The following is a 25,292-nucleotide window of genomic DNA, read 5'->3' on the forward strand; positions in this document are numbered from 1 at the left end:
ACAGCGTTGTGCCATTTGATCTCAAGTGAGCTGGAAGCTCATGACTCTAGCAACTGCCAATTAACGCAGTCTTTTCATTCCAACAAGAAGGCTAGACATGAAACGTATTCCCTTGGTGTGGCAAATCATTGCCGGGCTGTTGCTTGGCGTGCTCGTCGGTTGGTATTTCAATACCCATCCGCAGTATCAATCGTGGGTTAGCGCGGAAATCCTGAAACCGCTTGGCGATATCTTCATCAAGATGATGAAGATGGTCGTTGTTCCAATCGTGTTTTGTTGCATGATCCTGGGCATCGCAGGAGGCGGAGATAACAAATCATTTGGTCGCATGGGCATAAAGTCGCTGGGGTATTTCTTTGCGATAACTGGCCTGGCCATCGTGATGGGATTGTGTTTCGCGAACATCTTCGAGCCTGGCACGGGCACTGATATTTCGGGCATTACGCATAGCTCTGCGTCCATCACAATGGAGCCTTCGAAGGGCGCTCTCGTGATTGTGCAGAACATCGTCCCGGACAACGTCTTTGTGGCGATGTCGGAAGCGAAGCTGCTGTCGGTGCTGTTCTTCGCTGTCCTATTCGGCATGGCCTTGAACTCGCTACCCAGAGAGAAAAGCGCGCCAGTGGTCGCGGTGGTTCAGGGTATTTCCGATGCGATGTTCAAAGTCGTCTCAATCGTCATGGCTTACGCGCCAATAGGCGTGTTCGGCATGATCGGCGCTACCGTCGCAACCTTCGGCTTCGCCTCGCTATTACCCTTGCTCAAGCTGATTGGCGTGGTCTACCTGGCCCTGATTGTCTTTGCATTGGTGGTACTAGGCGGTATTTGCTATCTGATCGGCGAGAACATTTTCAAGCTGATCAAGTATTTCCGGAATGAGCTGATTCTTGCGTTCTCGAGTGCCGCATCGGCAGCGGTAATGCCGCAGTTGATGAGCAAGCTGGAGAGCTATGGAGTCCCGCGCCGAATCGTCAGTTTTGTGGTGCCGGTTGGGTATGCGTTCAATCTGGATGGTGCATCGATTTTCCTAGGCGTTGCGGCGATTTTTGTCGCTCAGCTTTATGGCATTGACCTGTCGTTGTCTCAGCAGATCTTGCTGGTGGTCACGATGGTGCTGACCTCCAAAGGTGCTGCAGGGGTGCCTGGATTCGCCATCATTATCTTGTCTGCGACGTTGGCCTCTGCCGGTCTTCCATTAGAAGGGGTAGCGCTTATCGCAGGTATCTTCAGGATTATCGATAGCGGAACCACCACGTTGAACGTACTGGGTAATGCCATCGCACCCTTGGTAATCGCCAAGTGGGAGAGGGCGGCCCTTGAGCCTTCACGAGTCAATCAGGTAGTGCAAAAAGCATAGCAATCCGCAAGAAAGCGTCCGACAAGAAATGCTAACGGCTGAGTCGATTCATCAGTTGCAGTCAGGTGTTTCTAGACGACCGGTCTAGTTTTGTGTAGGCTGCCTTCCCTATGAAGAAACCTATCCAAGACATGCGACAGCACATCATCGATGTGGCCAAGTCGTTGATGACCAACAAGGGTTACACCGCCGTGGGGCTGTCGGAAGTGCTGACAACCGCAGGCGTACCCAAAGGGTCGTTCTATCACTACTTCCGCTCGAAAGAAGAATTCGGCCAGGCGCTGCTCGAAGAATATTTTAAGGAGTACATCGGGCGCGTCGATATCGTCATGGCTGCGGAAGGAACAGGAGCGGAGCGGTTGCTGGGCTATCTGCACTACTGGGCAAAGACGCAAGCGTTCGATCATCCCGAGGAGAAATGCTTGGTGGTGAAACTGGGCGCTGAAGTCTGCGACTTGTCAGAAGACATGCGCACGGTGCTGGAAGAAGGCACCGCGCTGATCATTCAGCGGATCATGCGTTGCGTCGAGCAGGGCATGACTGATGGTTCCATCTCGCAGACTCAGGACGCGGCGATATTAGCCGAATCGCTTTATCAGCTATGGCTCGGCGCCTCGCTGTTGGTCAAGGTCGGAAAGACCATGGCCCCGTTTGAAACCGCACTGATCACAAGTAAACGCCTGCTGGCCTAGGGGCGTTTTTTTTAACCAAATTACTAGACGACCGGTCTAATATTTGAGGTATTCGACATGATTGATAACAGTCATAACACCGACCTTTTTTCGCCCACGCAGATGGGCGCCTTGCAACTGGCCAACCGTATTGTCATGGCGCCAGTGACACGCAGCCGGATGGCGGAGGACGGCGTTCCGAATGAACTGCACGCCACTTACTACGCTCAACGTGCCGGCGCAGGCCTGATCATCGCCGAAGCCACGAACATTTCTGCCCAGGGTCGCGGCTATGCCATGACACCGGGTATTTGGTCGGAAGAACAGGTGGCAGGCTGGAAAAAAGTAACTGACGCGGTACACGCGGCAGGCGGCAAGATCGTCAGTCAGCTATGGCATGTAGGCCGCTTCTCCAGCGTCGAGTTACAGCCAAACGGCGAGGCACCGGTCGCGCCCTCGGCAATCAAGGCCGAAGGTACGACCTACACCAACAATGGCATGGTCGAAGTGTCCATGCCTCGGGCGCTTGAGACTTCAGAGATACCGGGGATCATCGAGCAGTACAGGCATGCGGCAGAAAATGCAAAGCGAGCCGGTTTTGATGGTGTGGAAGTCCATTCTGCCAACAGCTATCTGCTCGATCAGTTCCTGCGTGATTCCACTAACCAGCGCACTGACCAGTACGGCGGCTCCATCGAGAACCGGACGCGGCTGACGCTTGAAGTCACCGAAGCCGTGGTAGCGATCTGGGGCAGTGACCGGGTCGGCATCCGTCTTTCGCCGGTGACACCTGACGCAGGCAATACACCCCCTGACAGCAACGTCATGGCGACCTACGGTTACCTCATTCAGCAGCTGAACAGATTCAACCTGGCCTATCTGCACTTCGTCGAAGGCGCAACCGCCACTTCTCGCACCGTTCCGGAAGGGGTGGATCTGGACGCGCTGAGTGCGCAGTTCGAAGGGCCGTTCATTGGTAACAACAACTACGACCTGGATATGGCGCTGGAACGCCGGGCTCAAGGCCGGATTGATGCGGTAGCGTTTGGTCGTTTGTTCATTGCCAATCCAGACCTTGTAGAGCGTCTGCGTCGTGGTGCCGAACTGACCATCGCGCCACGTGAGAGTTATTACGGCGGGGGCGCCAAGGGCTACACCGATTGGCCAACGGCCAACTCCAACTAATTACAGGTTCCCCCTGCGTCGACTCGGCGCGAGGAGGCTCCGTCGCGAAAGCATTTCGCCGCACAAGAGGCACTTAAGTATGAATTATCTGCAGAACAAGGTCGCCATCGTCACTGGAGCATCTTCCGGCATCGGCGCCGCCACCACTCGTGCACTCGCCGCACAGGGTGTCCGCGTGGTAGCGGCAGCACACGATCAGCGTGGGCTGGAAGCGTTTGTTGCAGAACTGCGTGAGTCAGGTAGCGATGTGGTTGCCTTCACCGCAGACGTTACCAATGTGGATCAAACCAAAGCGCTGGCGAAGTTCGCACAAGACACCTACGGCGCCGTGGACATCTTGGTCAACAACGCCGGCCTGATGCTCTTTTCCAACTGGGTCGATCTGGCCGTGCAAGATTGGGAAAAGATGATCGATGTGAACATCAAGGGCTACCTCAACGCTATTGCTGCTGTATTGCCGTTCATGCTTGAACAGAAATCCGGGCAGATTCTCAACATGGACTCTGTTGCAGGTCATCAGGTCGGGCCGGCGGCGGGTGTTTACAGCGCAACCAAGTTTTTCGTCCAGGCCATGACCGAATCCATGCGCAAGGAGTTGGGCGTGCAGCATGGCATCCGCGTCAACACCGTCAGCCCCGGCGTGATCAATACCGGCTGGGCGGACAAAGTCAGCGATCCTGAAGGGCGCAAGGCTGCTCAGGAGCTGAACCGGATTGCCATTGCACCTGACGATATCGCCCGTGCTGTGATTTACGCGCTCAACCAACCGGAAAACGTCACCGTCAACGATCTGATCATCTCGCCGACACGCCAGGATTGGTGATCGTTGGTGGGCCATGCCCGCGCCCATCCAGAGCTGATGGGCAATCGGAAATTTTTCAATCAGGAGTCCATCGTGAGCAATCCAACTTACGTCCAGGAATACAACGCGATCGTCGACGTGCTTAGCCAATACAACGAAGGTGGGGCCAAGGCTGACAGCGCTTTGATGAAGCCCGCGTTCAACGAGCAGGCCACCATGTTTGGGGTCGACGGCGACAAGCTCGTCGGCGGCGAGATCCAGAATCTGTACGACGTCATCGACAACTCTTTCCGCCTATCTCCCGAAGCCAAAGCCGCGATCGTTCGCATCGACATCGTGGGCACTGCCGCCAGTGCTCGCGTCGATACCGACAACATTTCGGGATTTCGTTTCACCGACTTCTTCAACCTGCTGAAGGTAGAAGGCAAGTGGACGATCGTCAGCAAGATTTACCACACCCATCCGAGCGTTTAAGCACTCGAGCGCCTGTGGCGAGGTGTGTTGTACCTCGCCTCTAATGAACGGAGAGAACCATGTCCAAGAACATCAAGGCAGTACCGACTTCCGAGTACAACGCTGTCATCGCTACCGCCAATCAATACGTTGAAGGTCTGCGTGTGGGCAGTGCAGAAGGCGTTGCGCAAGCTTTCCACAAAGACGCCGTGATGTACGGTTTCACAAACTGTGAGCTGCTTGGCGGCCCGATCAAAAATCTGTTTGATTTCGTTCAGAAGAACGGCAGCGCCTCCGAAATTACAACTCGGCTCGACATACTGGCGATCACACCCACCACAGCCGTGGTGCGTGTCGATATGGAAAAGGATGCGATCGGTGCCGACTACAACGACTACCTGACCCTGATCAAAATCGACGGCGCCTGGAAGGTCATCGCCAAGGTTTATCACCAGTTCGAAGGTTGAGCGTTCACCGATCCCGGTTGAACAATGCCGGGATCGGAGCTCGTTCATCATCGACGCCGCTGGCAATACCCGAGGTTAGCCGTTTTTAAAAATAGATCATTTCAAGAGAGGTACCCGATGCCGATGGTTGAGTTTTCCGCTGTCCTGGACAGCGATGCAGGACACGCCTGGGGCGTATTGAAGAAATTTGGTGAGATTCATAAATGGCATCCCTCGATTGTCGAAAGCAGCATTGAGGACAACCAACCTGATGGATTGGTTGGCTGTATTCGCAAACTCACGTTGGCCGATGGCGCAGTTGTCAGGGAGCGCCTGTTATCGGTCGATGATCGCAATACAACACTGTCCTACCGCTTCGAGGAGGCCCCATTACCGCTGGACAACTATGTGGCCACCGTGAAATTGGTCTCTCTTACTGGACAGACCAAGACGTTCATCAATTGGTCTGCAAGCTTCGACCTGCAAGATCTGAATACCGCAGAACAGTACCAGGAGCTCATTCGAGGACTGATCGTGGATGGCCACAATAGTCTCCAGTTATTTCTTTCCCAGCACTGAGCACTCAAACGCGGCTCCGATAGCGTCGAGTCCTGGCTGACCAAGTGATTTGGTTTGAGTACAAGAAAGGGCCCTTCAGCCCTATTTGTTCCGCTAGATGTGCGAAAAGGTCTTCGTGAAGCTTTGCCAAAGCCCGCAAAAGCGGGCCTTGGGTTCCAAACCGGACTTACGATTGGCGTGCAGTCAGCGCCGAGTAGCTGTTCATCAAATTGCGATAGTTCGGAATGCGCTGGGACAAGAGGTTACCCAGGCCTTCGATGTCGTTGCGCCAGTCGCGCTGTAGCTCACAAGCAACCGAGAACCAGTTCATCATTTGCGCACCAGCCTGTGTCATGCGGTTCCAGGCTGCCTGTTGCACAGTCGTATTGAACGTGCCGGAAGAGTCGGTCACCACGAACACGTCAAAACCTTCTGCCAGTGCCGACAGGGTCGGGAACGCTACACACACGTCAGTGACGACACCGGCAATGATCAGTTGCTTACGACCGGTGGCCTTGATTGCCTTGACGAAATCTTCGTTATCCCAGGCATTGATCTGCCCTGGTCGAGCGATGTAGGGCGCGTCAGGAAACATCTCTTTCAGCTCTGGCACCAATGGGCCGTTCGGGCCTTGCTCGAAGCTGGTGGTGAGGATGGTCGGCAGTTCGAAGAACTTGGCAACGTCAGCCAGAGCCAACACATTATTCTTGAACTCGTTGGGCGTGAAATCCTGAACCAAAGAAATCAGACCGGTTTGGTGGTCGACTAACAGCACTACAGCGTCGTCTTTGTTCAAACGGTTGTAGGTAGCGTAGCTCATGATGAAGTCCTTTTGAGTTGGTGAGTGTTGTCGTTCAACATGGGCACAGATTAATGATCGATGAGGGGGAGAAAAAAGACGGTGGAAACGGTTTAACTGTCAACTACATTGTGACAATGAGAAGATTTTGGCTTTAGAGTTTGATTGGCATGGTCTAAAACGTGAGTGAACAACGTCGTGCAATACGCATCAAAGTCGGTGAGTCATCTCTATCCTAAAGTCATCCGAGTTCACCTTCGCCATGCTCATAAACCTGTGGTATGTCGTGCTTCCATCCTCGCAATTATCAGATGAGCTCGCGTCAGTTCGAATCCTTGGCCAACCGTTTGTAGCCTTCCGTGATAACAAAGGAAAAGCGCATCTTCTGTCAGATGTTTGCGTTCACCGTGGGGGCTCACTGTCTGTCGGCACCAAAGTAGGGGAGAGTGTGCAGTGCCCATACCACGGCTGGCGGTTTGGAGTGGATGGCGTGTGTACGCATATTCCGGCACAGCCGCAGCTGCGCATTCCAACGAAGGCTCGAATCGACGCATACCCCACGCTCGAACGCTACGGTTGGATCTGGGCATTTCTGGGTGACCTGCCGGAAACAGAAAGGCCACCGCTACCCATCTTCGACTGGATAGATGATGCGGCCGTGCGTGTGGTATCGGGCCATTTCGATTGGGACGCCAGTTGGGATCGCGTGATTGAAAATGGTCTCGATTTTGCGCACGCTCCGTTTGTTCACGGCTCTACATTTGGTGACCCGAATCACCCCCAAATTGATGCGTTCGAGGTGGAAGGTGATGTCTGGAGTGGGCGTGCGGAAATGATCATGCGGCGCCCGAAACGAACTGGTTTTTTTCGACGTAAATCCACGAGCGAACTTATAAGCGTGGCCACCGTTCCAGGCTTTCATTTGTGCGGGCCCTGCACGACGCTGGAGCTCGAATTACCAAATGGATGGAGAATCCACATTGTCGCGGCTCATGTTCCGGTCGACGCTATCCGCACACGCACCTGGTGGATGATGGGCCGAACATTTCTTCGATCCCGACTGTTTGACCGAAGGTTTGTTGCCAGCAATATTCGAATTTTCGAGCAGGATCATGAGGTGCTAAAAAACGTACGACCAGAGCGAGTGCCTGATTCATGGCAGCAAGAGGTTTCCCTGAAATCGGATGCGTTGCAGATTTTCTTCCGGCGGCGCGTGAAGGAACTGGAGCAGAACGGTTGGCGAATTGATGAGGATCGTCTTCAACGAGATTTTACGGGACGCAAGGCTTGCGTAGTGCCCAGCCCCGAGCGTCAAAAGGTGCGTAGCTGGGCTATCGAAACCATTCCAACTGTAGTTACTGAAAAGGAGGATTAGAGAGCCGATTCGACAGATCTCAGGAGTGATCGCTGCACCACTCTGAGGCCTCTAAACTTTGGACGCCTCGTCACACACCGTTCGGTACCATTGCGCGTAATGCGTATTGGAAACCTGGTGCCTATTCAAGTCAGGACTGCCGTCGTTCCACCACACCGGGCCTCGCTCTCCGAGTGCAACCTTTGCCGCTTGAACACGTGTTCTAGCCGCTTTCAACAGCTGAGAGCTGCCTGTGGCTTTGGCGGCTTTTACTTCTCGCCTCGCTGACATGAGTTCATCAACATAGCGTTGCCGTGTCGTTTCGTTCAGTGATGGGTCGGAGCACCTCCACAGCTTTCCTTTGACTACAAAGTATCGACCGTCAGGGGTGGTCAAGTTCATTTGGAAACCCATTTGAACAAGGCAGCAATCCAGCGCTGCCGTTAACTGCTATCTGAGGGAGTGTTAAGCAACGAATGCACTCGCAAAGTGAGTTCATTCAGACTGAAGGGCTTGGTGAGCAATCGGGTTGTCCTATCGACCGAGACTAGACGCGAACCACCTGCAAATCCGGTAATAAAAAGCACTTTGAGCAACGGGAATTTTTTCTTCAGTTCCGCAACCAAGCTGATCCCGTTCATCAATCCTGGTAGGCCAACATCGGTTAGCAGCAAATCTAGGTGTTCCAGCTTCTGGGCCTGATTGATGGCAGAAACACTATCCACTGCTTCAATGACGCGATAGCCAATCTCTGACAGGAGCTCCGACGCCATTTGCCGAATAGCCGCTTCATCGTCGACCAGCAATATAATTTCGTTCTGCCCCGAGGACTCAAACTGTTGAGCATCGTCCACCTCTACATTGGGATCTTCTGGCTGCGAATCATCTACCGGAAAATACAGCGTCACGGTGGTACCGACACCAAGGCTACTGTGGACTCTGACGTGACCACCGGATTGCTGAGCAAAGCCATAAATCATTGATAGGCCAAGCCCGGTACCTTCGCCTATCTTCTTGGTCGTGAAGAATGGATCGAAGATACGCGACAAAATTTCAGGACTGATCCCTGTGCCGGAATCCGTGGTAGAAATGCTCACATATGATCCAGTCGGCATCATTTTGTCGGATGAAGATGCTTCATCAATGACGCATCGAGCAACCTCAAGGTCGAGCCTACCTCCATTGGGCATCGCGTCCCGTGCATTGATCGCAAGATTAAGCAGCGCGTTTTCCAGTTGGTTGAGGTCGCACCTAATGCGGTCAGTCGTTTTGAATGAGCACGCGACTTTGATGCTAGGCCCAACTGAGCGCCGAATCATTTCTTCAAGTTCGGCTACTACTTTCCGAGGATCAAGGAGTTCAGGTTCGAGTGATTGCTGCCTGGAGAACGCAAGTAGCCGTTGCGTTAATGCCGCCGCTCGAGATGCCGAGGTCAAGGCCACTGAGTTGTATCGGAGCAAATCGTCGTAGCGACCCGCATCAATACGTCGTTGCATCAGTTCCAAGCTGCCGATGATACCCGCCAATAGATTGTTGAAGTCGTGGGCAATACCTCCGGTCAGTTGGCCGACCGCTTCCATTTTCTGGCTTTGCCTTAACTTGGATTCAGTCACAGCGCGCTCTCGCTGCTCCTCTTCCAATTGTTGGGTGCGTTCTTTGATGCGTACTTCGAGTAAGTCGTTCCAGTCACGCAACGCGCTCTCCAGTTGCACCCTGTCTTCTATGTCCTCGATGGTGCCGTACCATTGTTCACATTTTCCGGTGATGTCGAGGCTGCACAGGGCACGGACTCTAAACCAGCGGTAATCGCCAGTGTGCTTTCGTAATCGGACTTGTAGGTCGAAAGGCCGTAATGTGCCGAGAGACCGATTCCAAAGAGCGGCGATTGACACTTGATCCGCCTCAGACGCGGCGTTGGCCCATTGATGTTCCATTGTCTGCTTGAGCGACAGGCCTGTGTATTCGTACCAGCGCGAATCGATCGAAATGAGGTTTCCGCCCTTGTCGGCAGTCCAAGGCCATAGTGGATTGAGCTCGGCTGCAATGCGGTAATGCCTTTCGCTTTCACGCAGCCGCTTTTCTGTCGAGCGCATAGCGTCCAAGGTTTTGAAGCGCTTTAACGCCGCCCCAAGCAGATTGCTATATCCCCGGAGGAAGTCGATATCGCTATCCGTAAACTGACGCGGACGTCTACTGTCCACCTCAAATATTCCGAATGGACGTTCTCCCGTGGCGCCGTGAACTAGAACGTTGACGAATGCTTTTACCCCGTTGTTCCTTTGAAAGTCGTGATAGCAGAATCGTGTTTCTGTTGAAACATCCGTCGAAATGACGGGCGCATTGGTGTTTAGTGAGAAGATTTCCGGACTTCCATCGCATGCTTGCACACGAACCTTCCCAACCACATCTGGTGTCCAGCCGACTCCGTTTCTCACGAGAAACGTAATGCCGTCATCTTCGAGTAGCATGAATTTGGCCAGATTGGTTTCGAGTGCCTCACCGACTAATCGACACGCCTCGTCTAGGATTTGCTCAAGGTCATCTGATGCCAAGGCGAGCTCGCCAAATTTGGCAAGCACCTTACGTTGGCGCAGTAATGTATCCTCGATTTTCATAGAATCACCACTGGATGTTTCAATATCCGAGGCTTGGGTTTCAGCTAGGTTCAATTGGCGTTAGCGAGCTCGGTTTTCGATCAAGCGCACTCGAGAAATCAGACTTCATTCGCGCCGGGTCGTCTGGATGTCAAATGAACAAAATTGACTCCGGCAAGATCGTCTTGGCGGAGCGCCCAAGCTCAAAGGCGAGCGTCCGTCAGCACGTGGTAGGCCTCGCGGGCGGTAAGAGGAGAGTTCAAATCATTCTGTGTGCGAGTCATCGCTTGCCCATAGCTAAGCTGTGGTTTGACGTAACTGGAGGATCGCTTCTTCGGGCCAATGGCCCCGGCTCACCTAATCAGCCAAGCATCTCCTTGATGATGGATGCAACGTTCCTGGCATCGTCGATTCCTCGGTGATAGCTACCCCGCCAAACCAGGCCCAACGACTCTACTGTTTGCTTAAGTGATTTAGGGCGATCGTCATATAAACCTGCATGCCATTTCCTGGCATTGAAATGTGGCAAACCTTCGAGCAGGGAAGGGCATCCAGCAAAGGCAGCATCGCGTTCGAGCTGCCTGGCATCGTAGTCACCCCATGAGGCCCAAGCCGCGTTTAGATAACTCTCAGCAAACATTCGTAGCTCGTCGCCAACCTCTTGATAGGTTCGGGCACTATCCACGTCGGTTTGTTGAATGGATGTGAGCTTTTTGCAGAAGTCGGTCAGGGTGGGGTGGATCTGAGGTCGGACGAAACGCTGGAATTCGCCGACAATCTCAAGTGACTCCAAATCAATCACCACCAGGCCAATCTCAATCGTTTCCATCTGATCGGGGACGACCACGAGCGACCTTGGAGATTCGTTTACTCCAACGTCATCACAGGTTGCCTCAAGGTCTACGCAATACAGATAGCGGTATGGCGCGAGCAAGTTTTGGATGGCTCGAAGGTGATGAAGCTTTGCTTGAATGCTCATGACATGGATGTCCTAGCTTTGATCTGTCCAAGGTACATCGACACGTCCACACAGCTATGTTCTGAAGGAATTGCCGAAGGGTGTGCTTCTTCTATTCCGGTTTAGAGGCTACAGACCACATCATCACAAGCGTTGGAGATCACCATTCATTCGGTGCAGTGGCTGTCGCCTTCAAGCCGGGATAATCATCAAGTGCAAGATTAGGCTCGCCTTTCCCTGTCTGCAGACGCTCTGGGGTACGTATTACTCCGGCCTCAGCATCGGCTCGCATCTGATCTAGCTCTTTATCGAAAGCCTTATCTTGGACTGTGCGTTTGCTAACGTAGGGCTTCCGCTCGGGGTCTCGCTGCGCTGCATAAGTCGTTAGCGCGTCTGGATCGTCCAGTAGCCTTTGTTGAACCTGCGATTCGAGCATTGCACGAAGCGAGTCTTTGTCGGGACGGTTTAGCATTTTCATACTCCTTTCGGTCGCCCAGATCCTCCAGCAAATGGTCGGGCAAAATGGGGCAGTGGTAAGTACAGAATCGATCAATAGGTCATTGGGTGCAGACGACACGGATGAGCGCCTGCTCACTTTTCCCGTCAGAATAAACCACAATCAAGAAATTGCTGAGGGAGAGGAATACCGATGGAATGTACGTTCACCCTGAAGTACCAACTGACGTCTGACGAGGGCGATCTGGACGCGCTTGTGGATCGTTTGGCAGAAGAAGGCTGCGATGATGCATTGGTCGGAGTCGGACAGCCAGGTCGCCTGGCGTTGGAGTTTGTCCGTGAAGCACCCTCTGCACATCACGCAATTAAGGGTGCCATAGTAGATGTAAGTCGAGCCCTACCTAAGGCACGGTTGATCGAGGTGGTTTTCGCTCCAGCCTAACTGCAGGTGCCGTCCATTGCGCCAGTGCCGAGCATTCATTCATCATCCGCTGAGAGCGGAGAGTTAATGTCGACATCGATATCGCCGATCAAAGAATTGAGGCGAGCTAGTAGCGTTGAATCGAGGGCGATCAGCTTCCCGGGGTTATTCAGGACGTCGTCCTCTAACAGCGTCAGAAACTCGCAAGGCTCCCGATCATTTCCTGAGGCGTCTGTACCATCCGGCTCATTGCGAGAAAGGATCGTGGAAATGGATGAAATGGAATTTGAGTCGTTCATGGTGCATGACATTATCCGCGACTGCAGCGCTTGTCATGCGCCGAGTGTGGATTTCGAAAGAAGCTTCTTTGTGTGTCGCTCATTCGGGCTTAAGCCCGGCTCAACCCCACGTCTTCACGTTATGTGGCCTACCCCACCGCTCGACTATCATGTAAGTGCTTAATCGCGTAGGTATCCATCATGGCTACTGCCACAGTGAACGCTAAAAGCCAAATCACCATCCCTGCCCAGGTACGGACTACTCTTGGCCTGCGACCAGGGGATGAAATCGAATTCGTCGATCTCGAGAATGGTCAGTTCGCCATCGTGGCTGTGAGTTACTCCGTTAAGCGATTGAAGGGCATGATTCGCAAGCCGAAGGTCATCGTGAGCATTGATGACATGAACGCAGTTTTTGCGCTGAAGGAGTAAATGCCCGTCAATAGCGTTTCAGAAGGAGAAAGGCTTGGTGATATTTGTCTCGCGCTTCATTCCTCGCCGGCTTCTGAGACGGGTTGTTGCTATCGCGTTTTCGGGCCTAAGGCCCGGCTCGTCGAATGACTGCTTTATTTCGCCTCTGCGTTGCCAGGCTGTCCGCTACTCCAGGCTTCAGTGAGCTCGTCTATTCGATCCGTGATTTGAGGCGTTTTTGAAAGGACAAGGCAGCGCGCATTGCCGACAAACTCCTCGATCAGATACACAGCGTCGCCGACATCCAGTTCGAGCTCCTGCAGCGCCTCATCAGGAATACAAATCGCACCGTCACCATCCCATTCTTCGATGATGATTTTCATAGGTGGCTTTCTCACGTGTGGTCTCCATTGCTTTGAGTCGGCAATGGTAACGTGCTTTTGCGTACGGGCTCAGAGCGCGGCAAGCAAACGTTCGAGCTGTTCGCACTCCCATGCACTCAACAGATCGACAGGATCAGCTCCGTCGCGTTGCCAGAGTTCAAGTGTCCCGACTCGGCCATCAGGTGACCTGCAGTATTCGCAGTAATCCAAGTCACATTCATTGAGGAGGTTGAGTCGCCAGCCACTCAATCTCAACGAGCATGAGGCCGTGGTAGATCTCATTCCACGATTGGATGGATCTTCGACTCACGGTTCGTTTGCCGGGCGCGACGACTGTCAGCGCCTGACATTCCTCGCGGGCGGTGAGAGGGGAGGTTGTATTCAAATAGTTATACGCTCGAGTCGTCTCTATCCCGTAGCTAAGCTGAAGTATGAGTTGATTAAACTTTGTTGAACGCTAGCTTGTACTCTAGTACTGAGCTAGCTTCAATATGTTCACCGATGCACGTAGCAAATGCTATCGATATTAAATTTTTTTTGACATTGTCGTGATTTCTTGAGTTTTTCTCGTTTTTGAATTAATAACACTATATTTTTTTAGTTCATAGTATTCGGCTACATGATATATCGTGATTTGGCATTCTGAGTTATTGAATTTAGGTGGATGCCCAAAGCAATCAATGCCACTACTGAAAGTCATATGGAGTCTATCACCAAGGTGGACATGGCGATCATGTTTGTCGCTTTGCTCTTTGAAGTTTGGGGTGTAGGTTTTAGTTTTTTTATTATTTTTTTTAATTCTATGCTTGTTTGCTCTTCTGTTATGCCTGAGTTAAATTCGCTAATGATTATAAGCTCGCCATCTTTCGACATGCATTTGGCGATTTTAGTGATGAGTTCGATGGCGGCTCTATTGATGTAGCGATCATAGATAACCACTCTGACCTCTCCCTTAAAAAAACAAGAGATTATCGATGGGTGCTTTTTTGTTCTGTTAGCGGTTTCGATTATGTCTATTATATTGGCGCTCTTGTGTGTCTTTTTGAGCTTTTTGTAGGTGCTCGCCTCTGATACATCGATGCCATAAGTATTTCCCGTTGCTTGAAGATTTGCAGTATTCGTTGCCGATACTAAATTATTTCCGTTTATATATGCGGACTTTAAAAAATCACAGAGAGGAATAGCTAGATATTTTTTATAGGCATCTTCTTGTATAAAAAAATAGTTGTCAGGGCTTGACATTATTTTTTTGATGATTTCTCTGTAGAAGCCGCTTCCATCTTCATCCGCTTCTCGAGCATATTCGTTGTAAATGCATTCGGACATAGAAAGAACTGATGAATCTATTGCTATTTTTAGATCATCGCTCGCAAATGCAAACCCTACAGCTTTAGTCTCTAATGTAAGCCTCATGAGTTTGCCTTAAGGTTTTTGTTTAAAAACATTTTACGAGAAATATCAAGTGATTCATCAAAAAATCCTTTTGGCCATCCACCTTCAATTTCGCCCCATTTATTGAGTTCTAGAATCTTATATTGGCTTAAGTCAGCGTCGCAGTTTAAGAAGTAGTAGATTGAAACATCATCCTTGGAGAGCTTCAGTTCCCCGCCTATGTTGCTTTCGGAAATTGCGAGTTGCATTCCTTTTAGAATATGTTCGCTATGAGTTTCAAGAATTAGGTATAAGCCATGAACAATAGCATCCACTAGAAAGCGGGAGAGTTCAACTTGGGCTTTTGGATGGAGGTGTAGTTCCGGTTGCTCAACAATTAGGGTTTGCCCCGGTTCCATTACTGCAGCTTGAGCAATGATCGGAATTACTTGGGAGTAACCAAATCCAATGTCTTGGATAGAGTCTGCTCGCCCATCCTTTAGAACGCTTATTTCAATATTTGATCCATTCTTTTTTGTTTTTACCGAGCATCCCTTGAATACCAATGAGAACCATCGTGAAAAGCGACCCCATGAATCCTCTGATTTGTTTTTTGATTTTTCAGAGGCTTGCTGCATATAGTACAAAATCGCAGGTGTTTGCTCACCGTTTGTTCCTACTGACATTTCGTGAAGCTTTTTCTTGTATCCTCGAGATGGACTGATACGCAATGGGCCCAGATAAAAAATCTTCTCGAAAGCTATTGATATTTTTTCAAATTGATATTTGAAATCAGTTAAGCTTATCCAGCTAGGAGATATGCTATTACCGGATTCCTTGGTTAGAGAAAAATTCTTAGCTCCGGTTACCGTTACTGAGGCCGACTTCGAAAACGCTAGTCTAACGTCCCCATCACCGAGAAACCTTCTTTTATTCAGGCAGTCATTAAGTGCGTCAAGGTAGTCGACAGAGCAATCAAACATGAAGCTTGAGCGATTGATGTTTCTACGTAACGTGTAGTTGTAGTCTTTTTGATGAGTAGTGTCGCGGCCAAGAGGGGTTGGTTTAGATTTGATACTATAAAGCCTTGCACACTCTACGGATTTGTCTTGATCATATATAAGATCTAAATCGAGTCTTTCATAGTGAACAGCTTCGAATGGTCTTTTTTTTCGGCCTTTTTCAGATAGTGTGAATCCAATGCCAAACTTTAGTGCGCTATTATGGTTGTGGATAAAGTCTGCATAATCGCCTAGATCAGTAATATCTCCTTGAGCTGCCCAGGAGTCATACACATTTTTTTGATTGAAGGTTTGTTTTGCGCCCGCTATTGCCTTGAGAAATGATGATTTTCCTGAGCTATTTTCTCCGTAAAGTAGAGTTACTTTTTTTGATAAATCAAAATTTTCCTGTTTGAATTTTTTATAGTTCGATAGCCTCAGTCCCGCTAGTCTCACATTCTACCCCAAAGTCAAAAAGTCAAAGGCAATTATAGTAGCGTGAATAGACGCTTGTGGCAATTGGCCACAGTTAGGTGCCTATGGCTCACGTGAAACTCTAAAAGTGACATACAGATTCCTGAAGTGAGACTGCCCGAACGCCACAAAGAATCAAAAATTGCTTGCTTGATATTATTTAGCGTATGGGCTTGGCTGCGTTCCTTTGCCGCTGAGTGGTTAAGCGGTAATACGATGCTGTCCTGTGTGTCTTTGAGTAGGGAAGGGCTGAAGTACCAACTGACGTCTGACGAGAGCGATATGGACGCGCCTGTGGAACGCTTGGCGGAAGAAGGCTGTGTGATGCGTTGGTCGGTGTCGGACAGCCAGGTCGCTTAGCGTTGGAGTTTGTCCGTGAAGCACCATCTGCACATTACGCAATTGAGGGCGCCATAGAAGACGTGCGCCGTGCCGTACTAACGCACATTTGATCGAGGCAGCTCTTGCGCCATGACTGAATGCAGGCGTCCACCAGTCAACTCAAATACGTAGCTACAGGAGCCGAGTGTTGGGAGCGTGTGTTGAACTTGCCTAATGATTTTTGACACCTCGATCGGGCCAAAAGAGCGAAGAGGCAGGCGTGTGATTAAGGAGGATTGCACGTTCGAAGGGCGTCGTTATTGCGGCCCCTTGAGGCCCGGCTCGACTGCCCGCAGCACTGCCCAATTCGGGTATTAGGTGCTTAATCACGTAGGTATCCCTCAGAGCGCAGCGAGTAAACGTTCGAGCTGCTCACGCTCCCGGGCACTCAATAGGTCGACAGGATCAGGCCCGTCGCGTTGCCAGAGTTCAAGTGTCCCGACTCGGCCATCAGGCGACCTGCAGTACTCGCAGTAATCCAAGGTGTCACAGTCGTTGAAGAGTGTGAGTAGCCATCCATCAATCTCCACGCTCATAAGCCCGTGATAGATCTCCCCCCATGACTGGATCGAGCTCCGCTTCATGATACGTTTTCCTAGCGCGACGTCCGTCAACAGCTGGCAGACCTCATGGGCGGGGAGAGAGGAGGTTGCGTTCAAATCCTTCTGTGTGCGAGTCATCGCTTGCCCATAGCTAAGCTGTGATTAGACGTAACTGGGGGATCGCTCATTCGGGCCATTGGGCCCGGCTAACCTAATCAGCCGAGCATTTCCTTGATGATGGATGCTACGTTCCTGGCATCGTCGATTCCTCGGTGATAGATACCTTGCCAAACCAAACCTAACGACTCTACCGTTTGCTTAAGTGATTTAGGTCGATCGTCATGTAAGCCGGCATGCCATTTCCTGGCATTGAAATGTGGCAAGCCTTCGAGTAGGGAAGGGCACCCAGCTAATCCAGCATCCCGCTCAAGCTGTCTTGCATCATAGTCACCCCATGAGGCCCAGGCAGCGTCTGGATACCGCGCAGCAAATGTTCGCAGATCCTCGCCTACCTCTTGATAAGTTCGTGCGCCGTCCACGTCCGCTTGTTGGATGGATGTAAGCCTTTTGCAGAAATCGGTCAGGGTCGGGTTGATCAGAGGTCGAACAAAGCGCTGGAACTCATCAACGATTTCAAGCGATTCCAAATCGATTACTACCAGGCCAATCTCAATCGTTTCCATCTGATCGGAGACGACTACAAACTTTCTTGCTGGCTCCGATTCTTCCGCCTCATCACAGGTTGCCTCAAGATCTACGCAATAGAGGTAGCGGTATGGCGCGAGGAGTTTTTGGATAGCTTGGAGATGATGAAGTTTTGCTTCAATGCTCATGGCAAGGGTTGTCTGGATTAGGTTGAATCAGGTTACACCGAGTCGAGCAGTCACTTTGGCAAGCCTAAATGGGTGTCAGGTTCCATCAGACACGACATAATATCGCTTTGGCTGCCATGAGCGTCATGACGAGCCTCTGCCTAGTCTCATCTCTGTGATGCCCTCTGCTGCGATTTGCTCGTTGAGCTAGTCTATATCTCCGGAGAATTCGAGACACCTCTTGGAGGGTGCTACTCCGGTCGGACGCAAAAGCGTGGCCTCTGAGCAAGGCCAATGCAATTACGTACTAAGGCAGCCAGAAAAAGCTCTATGGACGGAACGCCGAAAATCGCAGTGATATATTGATATTTCCATGGACGCATGGCTTCAACCCGGAATGACCGGATAGACAGGCTTAGATTCATGTCCATGGGTTGACACCTTTCCTTTACATCGATGAAGCGTTTGCCGACCTGACCGGTATCGAAGGGCTGGACGTATTCGGTCGTCGGATTCGCAGCCAGGTGCTGCGGTGCACGGGTATCCCGGTAGGCGTTGGCATCGCCCCCACCAAGACCCTGGCCAAGCTGGCCAACCACACGGCGAAAAGGTTGCAGGCGCAGACTGGCGGCGTGGTGAATATCTGCGACCCGGTAAAACGCGATTGGGTCCTGCGCAATACCGACGTGGGTGAAGTGTGGGGGGTGGGCGGGCGCATGAAAATGCATTTGAACGCGCTGGGCATCAAGTCAGCCATGGAACTGGCCAAGGCGGATGCCTGGTCGCTGCGCAAACACTTCAGCGTGGTGGTCGAGAAGACCGCCCGGGAACTGGCGGGCACGCCGTGCCTGGAACTGGATGAGCCGGACCCGCCGAAGCAGGAGATCTGCTGCAGCCGAATGTTCGGCAAGCGGCTGAAGGAGCTTGCACCGATCAAGGAGGCCGTTGCCACCTACATGATGCGCGCCTCGGAAAAGCTCAGGGCGCAGAATTCCCTGTGCAAGAAGATCAGGGTCAGTATCCGGACCGGCATGTTCAATCCTGAGGAAGCCAAATACGCGAACGGTGTGGTGGTGGACCTGCCGTATCCAACAGACGACGTGCGCCTGCTGACCAGGACGGCTGTCGACGCGCTTGAGCGAGTATTCCGCCCCGGATTCGCCTACAGCAAAGCTGAGGTCATGCTGTTGAACCTGTGCCAGCCCGGCGAGTATACGGATGATCTGTTCGCCGCCTCGCAACCGGCTGAAGCAAGTCGCATCATGGCGGTGCTGGATCAGATCAACGGAAGGTGGGGAAGGGGGACGCTTCGGGCCGCCAGCGTGCCGACCCATCCGGATTGGGGCATGCGCCGGGAAATGATGAGCCAGAGCTACACCACGAAGCTCGACCAGCTTTGGAAGGTCGCCTGTGTTTGATCAGGCCATGTGAGCTTGCCGGCGCAAGCTCACCGTATCAGCCACGCACCTCAATAGGGTCTCGAATTGCACGCCTCATCAATGATGTCGATGAAATCATCATGGGACACCGGCTTGCTCACGTGGTAATTGAAGCCCGATTGCCTGGCCTTTTTCTCGTCGTTGCTGGTGGTATAGCCCGTCAGGGCAATGGCGGGTGTGTGCTTGAGGTGCGCGATCTGGCGAATGGCGTGGATCAGTTCGTGGCCATTCATGAGCGGCATGCCGATGTCCGAGATGATCACGTCGTAGCTGCTGTCCCTGGCCGCTTGCAGGGCCTCGAGCGGGTCGCTGAAGGCTTCGACGTGGGCATCCTCCATTTCCAACAGCAGTTGCAGGACTTCCATCACGTCACTGGAGTCCTCCACCAGCAGCACTTTCTGGCCGACCAGGCGCCCCGATTCGCCCGTGCCTTGCGGCTGGTCGTTGGCGTGCTGTGGCGTCTGGCACAGTGGCAACAGCACGGTAAATCGGCATCCGCGACCCAGGCCTTCGGAATGAACATTCACCGAGCCGCCATGGGCTTCGACCAATTGGCGCACCAATGACAGGCCGATGCCCAGGCCTTCGCGCTGATGGCTGGCATGCTGGTTGTCCGCCTGGCTGAACAGGTCGAACACTTTGTGCAGGTTGTCCTGTTCAAGCCCGGCGCCGCTGTCGATGACATCCAGGCGTGCCATGCTGTCAACCTGGCTGGCGATCAGTTCGACTCGACCGTTTGCCGGAGTGAACTTCAACGCGTTGTTCACCAGGTTCCAGATGATCTGTTCCAGGCGTGTGCTGTCGGCATCCACCACCAGCGGCGGCTCGGGGGGTTGAGGCACCTCCAACGTGATGACGCACGGATGCTGGTCGTTGACGACCACGGTGTGAATGTCCTGGAGAATCCGTCCCAGGTCCACTGCCAGTTTTTTCAGCTTGAGTTTGCCGGTGCGCACCCGGGCGACGTCCAGCAGGTCGTCGATGATCCGCGCCTGGCTGCCTACGGCATCGCAGATGGTGTTCACGGCTTTCATGGCCGGCTCGGCGGATTTGGTCATCGGCAGGCGGCGCAGCAGTTCGGCATTGAGCTGGATAAGATTGAGCGGGTGCTTGAGCTCGTGGGACATCACGGCAAAGAACTCGTCCTTGAGGTGACTGCTGGTCCGGGTTTCGGCCAGTTGCTGGCTTTGTTCGTCATGCATGCGCTTGTGACCGGTGAGGTCGCGGGCAATCTTCACGTAGCCCTGCAGGCTTTCCCCCTTGAGCAGGGCGACTTCGCCGCTGCAATAGAAGCGGCTGCCGTCCTTGCGCAGGTGCCAGCGTTCGTCTTCGCCTCGCCCATGTTCGCGTGCCGCTGTAAGTTCTGCCTCCGGCACGCCCTCGGCGCGGTCCTCGGGGGTGAAGATCAGGTCATAGCAGGCGCCCAGGACTTCGCCCTTGGCGTAACCGAAAATCAGCTGCGCACCGGTGTTCCAGTCGGTAATCATGCCGTGGTCGTCGAGAATGATGATCGCGAAGTCGTGGGTGCTTTCCGCGACCAGGCGCATGCGTTCCTCACCCAGGCGCAGCTCGTCTTCGGCAGCGCGTCGCTTGGTGATGTCAATGAAGGTCAGCACCGTGCCGTCGATGTGGTCCTCGCTGGAACGGTAGGGCAGCAGGCGGGCGATGTACCAGCGCTGGTCGTTGCTGCTGACCTCGCGCTCGATCATGTTCAGGGAATCGAAGACGGTCGCCGCGTCCTCGGCCATCTGCGGGTAATCCAGGCGGTGGGTGATGTCCATCAACGAACGCCCGGTGTCGACCGGCAGCATGCTGAAGATGTCCGTGGCCCTGGGGGTGAACCAGCGGATGCGCATGTTGCGATCGACGAAGACGGTGGCAATGTCGGTGGAGGCAATCAGGTTTGTGAGGTAGTCGTTGATCTTGTCGGTTTCCTCGACCTTGGTCTTGAGCTCGTAGTTGACGGTCAACAGTTCCTCGTTGATTGACTGCAGCTCCTCCTTGCTGGTCTCCAGCTCTTCGGTGGCTGAACGCAGCTCCTCGTTGATGGCCTGCATTTCCTCGTTGGAAGCCTTGAGCTCTTCGCTGGAGACCTCCGATTGCTCGATGGTCTCCTGCAAATGCAGCTTGGTGCGCTGCAGTTCTTGCTCGAGATTGCTCAACATCCGGTTTTCGGTCTGGTTGGCGACGCTGTCGAGCGAGTCCTGAGGCTCGACTTCGCGTTCCTCGAAGATCACCAGGATGTACTCGTTTTCGGTTTCGTCGTCCTTGTACGGGTGCGCGGTCAGGTCGACCAGATAGCTGCGCTGCTCACGCTCGATCCGCACTTTGCGCGAGGTTGCCGGCGTGCCGGCCTGCTGCACCTGGAACAGCGTGGTGCGGATCTCCAGTCGCAGGTCTGGATGGGTCAGCGTCAGCAAGTTGCGCGACAATTCTCCGGCCACGTAACGCAGGAAGCGCCCGGCACCTTCGGTGATGTGCAGGATGTTGGCATTGGCGTCGACGATGATGCTCGGCGGCGCGGCCTTTTCCAGGGCGCGCAGGTGGATGTCGGCGTAGGACGTCTTGCGCGTGGTTTGGGCGACGACGGGGCTGCTGGCGACGGTGGTGCGCACGTAGCCACCCCGAGGCATGGCCGGTGCCCGCCGGGTATTGGCCAGGCCGCTCCTGGCGCGGAAGATGCGGTTGCGCTTGTCCACGGGGTTGAACAGGTCCAGGCAGGCATCAGCGGACTCGGAGGTCCCCAGGAACAGGTAGCCGCCGGGGCGCAAGGCAAAATGGAACATCTGCATGATGTCGCGCTGCACGTCGCGGTCGAGGTAGATCAGCAGGTTCCTGCAGACGATCAGGTCGATTTGCGAGAACGGCGGGTCCAGCAACAGGCTGTGCTTGGCGAACAGCACTTTCTCGCGGATTTCCTTGCGCACGCGAAAGTGCTGTTGCTCCCGGCTGAAGTACTGGCGCATGTAGGACGACGGCACGTCGGTTGCGATCGCCTCGGGATAGACGCCGTTGCGGCCGAAGGCGATGGCTCGGTCATCGATATCCGTGGCGAAGACTTGCAGCTTGGCGGGGCTGTCTTGCTGCGCCAGCTGCTCGGTCAACAGCATCGCCAGGCTATAGGCCTCTTCGCCGGTGGAGCAGCCCGCCGACCAGACACGGATTTCGTCACGGTGCGGCAGTGAGTCCTGCAACGACTTGAGCAGGCTGGGCACGACATCGCGCTCCAGCGCCTGGAAGGCTTCCCGGTCGCGAAAGAAATTGGTGACGCCGATCAGCATGTCGCACAGCAGTTCCCGGGTTTCTTGCGGGTGGGTTTGCAGGTACTGGTAGTAGGCGGCCAGATCCGGTTGCGCAGTCACCTGCAGGCGCCGCTCGATGCGGCGCAGCACCGTGGCACGCTTGTAGTGCTTGAAGTCGTGGCCAGTGCCCGCGCGCAGTTGCAGCAGGATGTCCTGCAGCAGTTGTTCCGCGACGGCGGCGTCGCGCTCGCTGGCAGCCGGGCCGATACTGGCGTCAGGGTCGTTGGCGATGGGCAGGCGAATGGCTTGCGAGTTGCGCCACAGCTCCAGCAGTTTGGGCGGCATCTGCACCACCGGCAGCACCAGGTCGACCATCTGGGTGTCGATGGCGGCGCGGGGCATGCCGTCGAACTCGGCATCTTCGGGTGCCTGCACCAGTGTGATGCCGCCTTGTTCCTTGATTCGCGACAACCCCACCGCACCGTCGGAACCCGTGCCCGACAGCACCAGGCAAAAGGCACGCTCCTTGTGCACATCCGCCAGGTCCCTGAAGAACAGGTCGATGGCGATGTTCAAGCCAGGTTGGCGATCGGTCGAGGTCACCGACAGGTAGCCATCGCTCATGGTCAGGTGGTGCGCGGGCGGGATGACGTAGACGGTGTTCTTTTTGATCTCGGTGGTTTCGCTCACCTGCAACACCGGCATCCGTGTGACTTCCTGGATGATCCGGTCGACGATGCTCTGGTGATCCGGTGACAGATGAAGAATGACCACGAAGGCCATGCCGTTGTCATCGGGCATGTGTTGGAAAAATGATTTCACGGCCTGAAGCCCGCCGGCGGAAGCGCCGATGCCTACCACGGGAAAGTCCAGCGTACTTGGGGTCAACTCTCTGCGCTGGGGGGCATCGGGTGCGTGCTTCGTGGAAGACTTCATCAATTAAGGCCTTAAATGGCGATGGCGGCAGCCTGCCGACGCCAATTCAAACGGGTCCGGGAAAGGGGTGAGGATAATGCGGACAGCACCGCATTGCGAAGGCAAATATCGGCGCTGCTGGCACCAGCATAGATCAGGTTCCGGGGTAGGCTGGCGGGGCAGTGGGTGAGGGCGGTGAAAGGCTTGGGTTGTACGGCCAAGTGATTGAAACATAAAGTGATATTGTGGTTTTCGCGATGCAATGTGGGCAAGTTCGCAGTCGATCTTGCCCGATGCTGTAAAAAAGCACCGTAGATGCATGATTTCAGGCGCTTTTTTTTCCACAGCCAGGTCGATCCAGTGTTGGAAAAACAGTGTTGCAAACTTGCTTCGCCCGGACGGGATGTATATATTCCCCCCTCTGCTTCACCGCGCTACCGCCCGAATGGCGAAACTGGTAGACGCATGGGACTTAAAATCCCCCGCTCGTAAGGGCGTGCCGGTTCGATTCCGGCTTCGGGCACCATGAATATCAAGGGCTTACGCTTAGCGGCGTAGGCCCTTTTTGTTGGGTTCGGATTTTCGTGTCTATACGGTATCTGTTAGACCGGCATTCGGAGAAACAGGTGCCAACGGTTCCACTCTGGGGCACGGCGAGGCGCGGAGCCAACGCAATCGCAAATCAGCCATGACTGCTAATGGCCGATTCTGTTGAAAAAAGTCGTAACTTCAGGCTGGAAGGAATCGAGGCTGGCCGTTGCTTAAGAACCTGTTCACCACGCTAGGTGGCTTTTCGGTTCTGCGTTGTCAGTTGCAGCTTCGTCAGTAGGTTAATTTGAGGTTTTTTGCATACTCCGGGCGCACTCTCGATTACATTGCTGCCCAAAAGGAAGGCTGGAAAAATGCCAAGCACGCCCAATAGTGGAAGAGCGCGCTAACTACTTATGCGTTCAAGGTCATAGGCGATCTTCCCCCGCAGGAGATAGGCATTGAGCATATGCTAAAAGTCCTCGAGCCGATGTGGACAGAAAAGCCCGAAACCGCCAGTCCATTGCGAAACCAATTGAATTGGTCCTCGATGCAGCAAAGGCTCGAGATCTCCGCGCTGGCGAAAATCCCGCTCGATGGCGAGGACGCCTGGACAAGCGTTTGCCTCCCCGCCAAAAAGTGCGTGCTGTGGAACATCACACAGCCATCCCATGGGGCGAACTTCCCGCGTTTGTGGCGACTCTTGAAAAAGCACAAGATCTGAGCGCTAAAGCTCTGCGCTTCACTATCCTGACTGCCTGCCGAACCAGCGAAGTGCTGTCGTCCACATGGGCGGAGGTTGATCTAGTAGCAGGGGTATTGACCATTCCGGCGTAGCGAATGAAAGCCAGGAAAGAGCACCGCGTTCCGCTGTCGAAGGCAGCATTGAATCTACTGATCGATCTTCCTCGTTTAGAAGTGAGCAATCTTCTATTCTCTGATGCTCGAAAAGGGAAGCCGCTAAGCAATACGGCGATGTTGATGGTATTGCGTCGAATGAAGCGCAACTATCTCACGACTCATGGATTCCGCTCGACTTTTCGGGATTGGGCGAGTGAGGTCACCCACTATCCACGAGAGGTCTGCGAGCATGCACTTTCACATACAGTAGAGAATGTGGTCGAAGCTGCATATCGGCGTGGAGACCTCTTCGAGAAGCGGCGCTGTCTCATGGACGATTGGGCGAAATATGCCACGGTAGTCCAGGAAATCTAGCCAGAAAGTTTATACTTACCGGGTTAATTGTGAACTCCAAAGAACATATTGACAGGGCTTTAGGGCATTGGTTTCAGGTTGTAAAAAACTAGTGATGCCCCCAGTGTTGCCCCCGCTCGTACCTGGTGCGCGAGCGATCGCGAAGGGTGATTCCTGACATAGTTCAAGTAGGGCACTGGGTGGCTTCAGTGTTATTCCACATTGGAGTTAAAGGCTGCCACGCGTCATTGAGGCACGCCTAGCGCC

General features: G+C 53.5%; 24 protein-coding genes, 1 tRNA gene and 2 pseudogenes. 15 read left to right on the top strand and 12 right to left on the bottom strand.

The genetic code is table 11. The features are described from left to right. Positions 1–97 precede the first annotated feature (97 nt). The 7 genes from HFK74_RS23635 (at position 98) to HFK74_RS23665 (ending at position 5,493) form a co-directional block, all read left to right on the top strand. The gene (locus HFK74_RS23635) at positions 98–1,357 is read left to right on the top strand and encodes a cation:dicarboxylase symporter family transporter (protein ID WP_180205582.1); all 1,260 of its coding nucleotides are present in this window, start codon (positions 98–100) and stop codon (positions 1,355–1,357) included. 110 nt (positions 1,358–1,467) lie between these two features. Further along, a complete protein-coding gene (locus tag HFK74_RS23640; RefSeq protein ID WP_180205583.1) occupies positions 1,468–2,049 on the top strand; it encodes a TetR/AcrR family transcriptional regulator in 582 nt (193 codons plus the stop codon). Positions 2,050–2,106: 57 nt separating this feature from the next. Then, positions 2,107–3,213, top strand: a complete 1,107-nt coding sequence (locus HFK74_RS23645) for an alkene reductase (protein WP_180205584.1) — start codon at positions 2,107–2,109, stop codon at positions 3,211–3,213. A gap of 79 nt (positions 3,214–3,292) precedes the next feature. Then, positions 3,293–4,036 (top strand): SDR family oxidoreductase, encoded by a 744-nt coding sequence (locus HFK74_RS23650; RefSeq protein ID WP_180205585.1) that lies wholly within the window; start codon positions 3,293–3,295, stop codon positions 4,034–4,036. A 72-nt stretch (positions 4,037–4,108) separates the two neighbouring features. Beyond that, entirely contained in the window at positions 4,109–4,489 is a 381-nt protein-coding gene (locus tag HFK74_RS23655) for a nuclear transport factor 2 family protein (protein WP_180205653.1), read from the top strand. A 59-nt stretch (positions 4,490–4,548) separates the two neighbouring features. Further along, complete coding sequence (locus HFK74_RS23660) at positions 4,549–4,935, top strand: nuclear transport factor 2 family protein (protein ID WP_180205586.1); 387 nt, start codon at positions 4,549–4,551, stop codon at positions 4,933–4,935. 117 nt (positions 4,936–5,052) lie between these two features. Next, entirely contained in the window at positions 5,053–5,493 is a 441-nt protein-coding gene (locus tag HFK74_RS23665; RefSeq protein ID WP_180205587.1) for an SRPBCC family protein, read from the top strand. Between the two features lie 166 nt (positions 5,494–5,659). Here the strand turns inward: HFK74_RS23665 and ycaC are convergent, their stop codons facing one another. Beyond that, positions 5,660–6,292 carry an isochorismate family cysteine hydrolase YcaC gene (gene ycaC / locus HFK74_RS23670; protein ID WP_180205588.1) on the bottom strand — a complete coding sequence of 211 codons (633 nt, stop codon included), beginning with the start codon at positions 6,290–6,292 and terminating at the stop codon, positions 5,660–5,662. Positions 6,293–6,533: 241 nt separating this feature from the next. Between ycaC and HFK74_RS23675 the strand changes: the two genes are divergently transcribed. Next, positions 6,534–7,646, top strand: coding sequence for an aromatic ring-hydroxylating dioxygenase subunit alpha (locus HFK74_RS23675; RefSeq protein WP_180205589.1), 1,113 nt, complete (start codon positions 6,534–6,536; stop codon positions 7,644–7,646). Positions 7,647–7,697: 51 nt separating this feature from the next. Here HFK74_RS23675 and HFK74_RS33265 read toward each other — a convergent pair whose 3' ends face one another. From HFK74_RS33265 to HFK74_RS23690, 4 genes are all read right to left on the bottom strand, one after another. Beyond that, positions 7,698–8,027, bottom strand: a complete 330-nt coding sequence (locus tag HFK74_RS33265; RefSeq protein ID WP_257230405.1) for a hypothetical protein — start codon at positions 8,025–8,027, stop codon at positions 7,698–7,700. 41 nt (positions 8,028–8,068) lie between these two features. Continuing rightward, entirely contained in the window at positions 8,069–10,240 is a 2,172-nt protein-coding gene (locus tag HFK74_RS23680) for an ATP-binding protein (protein WP_180205590.1), read from the bottom strand. 340 nt (positions 10,241–10,580) lie between these two features. Next, a complete protein-coding gene (locus HFK74_RS23685) occupies positions 10,581–11,198 on the bottom strand; it encodes a 3'-5' exonuclease (protein ID WP_180205591.1) in 618 nt (205 codons plus the stop codon). 139 nt (positions 11,199–11,337) lie between these two features. After that, positions 11,338–11,649 carry a hypothetical protein gene (locus HFK74_RS23690; protein ID WP_180205592.1) on the bottom strand — a complete coding sequence of 104 codons (312 nt, stop codon included), beginning with the start codon at positions 11,647–11,649 and terminating at the stop codon, positions 11,338–11,340. 177 nt (positions 11,650–11,826) lie between these two features. Between HFK74_RS23690 and HFK74_RS33270 the strand changes: the two are divergent. Then, positions 11,827–12,057 (top strand): annotated as a pseudogene (locus HFK74_RS33270) (hypothetical protein); the annotation flags it as partial. A gap of 53 nt (positions 12,058–12,110) precedes the next feature. Here HFK74_RS33270 and HFK74_RS23695 read toward each other — a convergent pair. Continuing rightward, on the bottom strand, positions 12,111–12,353 hold the full coding sequence (locus tag HFK74_RS23695; RefSeq protein WP_180205593.1) for a type II toxin-antitoxin system PrlF family antitoxin: 243 nt from the start codon (positions 12,351–12,353) through the stop codon (positions 12,111–12,113). 180 nt (positions 12,354–12,533) lie between these two features. Here HFK74_RS23695 and HFK74_RS23700 point away from each other — a divergent pair, with 180 nt between their 5' ends. Continuing rightward, positions 12,534–12,764, top strand: a complete 231-nt coding sequence (locus HFK74_RS23700) for an AbrB/MazE/SpoVT family DNA-binding domain-containing protein (protein ID WP_180205594.1) — start codon at positions 12,534–12,536, stop codon at positions 12,762–12,764. A gap of 134 nt (positions 12,765–12,898) precedes the next feature. Here the strand turns inward: HFK74_RS23700 and HFK74_RS23705 are convergent, their stop codons facing one another. The 3 genes from HFK74_RS23705 to HFK74_RS23715 all read right to left on the bottom strand — a co-directional run bounded on the left by HFK74_RS23705 (position 12,899) and on the right by HFK74_RS23715 (position 15,954). After that, positions 12,899–13,126 carry an AbrB/MazE/SpoVT family DNA-binding domain-containing protein gene (locus tag HFK74_RS23705; RefSeq protein ID WP_218953795.1) on the bottom strand — a complete coding sequence of 76 codons (228 nt, stop codon included), beginning with the start codon at positions 13,124–13,126 and terminating at the stop codon, positions 12,899–12,901. A gap of 696 nt (positions 13,127–13,822) precedes the next feature. Then, positions 13,823–14,539 (bottom strand): hypothetical protein, encoded by a 717-nt coding sequence (locus tag HFK74_RS23710; protein WP_180205596.1) that lies wholly within the window; start codon positions 14,537–14,539, stop codon positions 13,823–13,825. Further along, a complete protein-coding gene (locus HFK74_RS23715; protein ID WP_180205597.1) occupies positions 14,536–15,954 on the bottom strand; it encodes a DUF3696 domain-containing protein in 1,419 nt (472 codons plus the stop codon). The genes HFK74_RS23710 and HFK74_RS23715 overlap by 4 nt, the downstream gene beginning before the upstream one ends. A gap of 234 nt (positions 15,955–16,188) precedes the next feature. Here HFK74_RS23715 and HFK74_RS33275 point away from each other — a divergent pair. Continuing rightward, positions 16,189–16,444, top strand: a pseudogene (locus HFK74_RS33275) (hypothetical protein); the annotation flags it as partial. Positions 16,445–16,694: 250 nt separating this feature from the next. Here HFK74_RS33275 and HFK74_RS33280 read toward each other — a convergent pair. Both HFK74_RS33280 and HFK74_RS23720 read right to left on the bottom strand, forming a co-directional pair. Beyond that, positions 16,695–17,033 carry a hypothetical protein gene (locus tag HFK74_RS33280; RefSeq protein ID WP_257230406.1) on the bottom strand — a complete coding sequence of 113 codons (339 nt, stop codon included), beginning with the start codon at positions 17,031–17,033 and terminating at the stop codon, positions 16,695–16,697. Positions 17,034–17,110: 77 nt separating this feature from the next. Continuing rightward, on the bottom strand, positions 17,111–17,728 hold the full coding sequence (locus HFK74_RS23720; RefSeq protein ID WP_180205598.1) for a 3'-5' exonuclease: 618 nt from the start codon (positions 17,726–17,728) through the stop codon (positions 17,111–17,113). A gap of 413 nt (positions 17,729–18,141) precedes the next feature. On the opposite strand from HFK74_RS23720, the gene HFK74_RS23725 reads away from it, so the two are divergent. After that, positions 18,142–19,125: a DUF4113 domain-containing protein gene (locus tag HFK74_RS23725; RefSeq protein WP_257230407.1), complete on the top strand. Its 984-nt coding sequence runs from the start codon at positions 18,142–18,144 to the stop codon at positions 19,123–19,125. A 50-nt stretch (positions 19,126–19,175) separates the two neighbouring features. Here HFK74_RS23725 and HFK74_RS23730 read toward each other — a convergent pair whose 3' ends face one another. Further along, positions 19,176–23,324, bottom strand: a complete 4,149-nt coding sequence (locus tag HFK74_RS23730; RefSeq protein WP_180205599.1) for a CheR family methyltransferase — start codon at positions 23,322–23,324, stop codon at positions 19,176–19,178. Between the two features lie 418 nt (positions 23,325–23,742). On the opposite strand from HFK74_RS23730, the gene HFK74_RS23735 reads away from it, so the two are divergent. The 3 genes from HFK74_RS23735 (at position 23,743) to HFK74_RS33005 (ending at position 25,046) form a co-directional block, all read left to right on the top strand. Beyond that, a tRNA-Leu gene (locus HFK74_RS23735) sits at positions 23,743–23,829 on the top strand. A 471-nt stretch (positions 23,830–24,300) separates the two neighbouring features. Beyond that, on the top strand, positions 24,301–24,555 hold the full coding sequence (locus tag HFK74_RS33000) for a hypothetical protein (RefSeq protein WP_218953796.1): 255 nt from the start codon (positions 24,301–24,303) through the stop codon (positions 24,553–24,555). A gap of 116 nt (positions 24,556–24,671) precedes the next feature. After that, positions 24,672–25,046: a hypothetical protein gene (locus tag HFK74_RS33005; RefSeq protein ID WP_218953797.1), complete on the top strand. Its 375-nt coding sequence runs from the start codon at positions 24,672–24,674 to the stop codon at positions 25,044–25,046. The last annotated feature ends 246 nt before the right edge of the window (positions 25,047–25,292 follow it).

Source organism: Pseudomonas sp. SbOxS1 (assembly GCF_013416725.1).
Lineage (GTDB): Bacteria > Pseudomonadota > Gammaproteobacteria > Pseudomonadales > Pseudomonadaceae > Aquipseudomonas.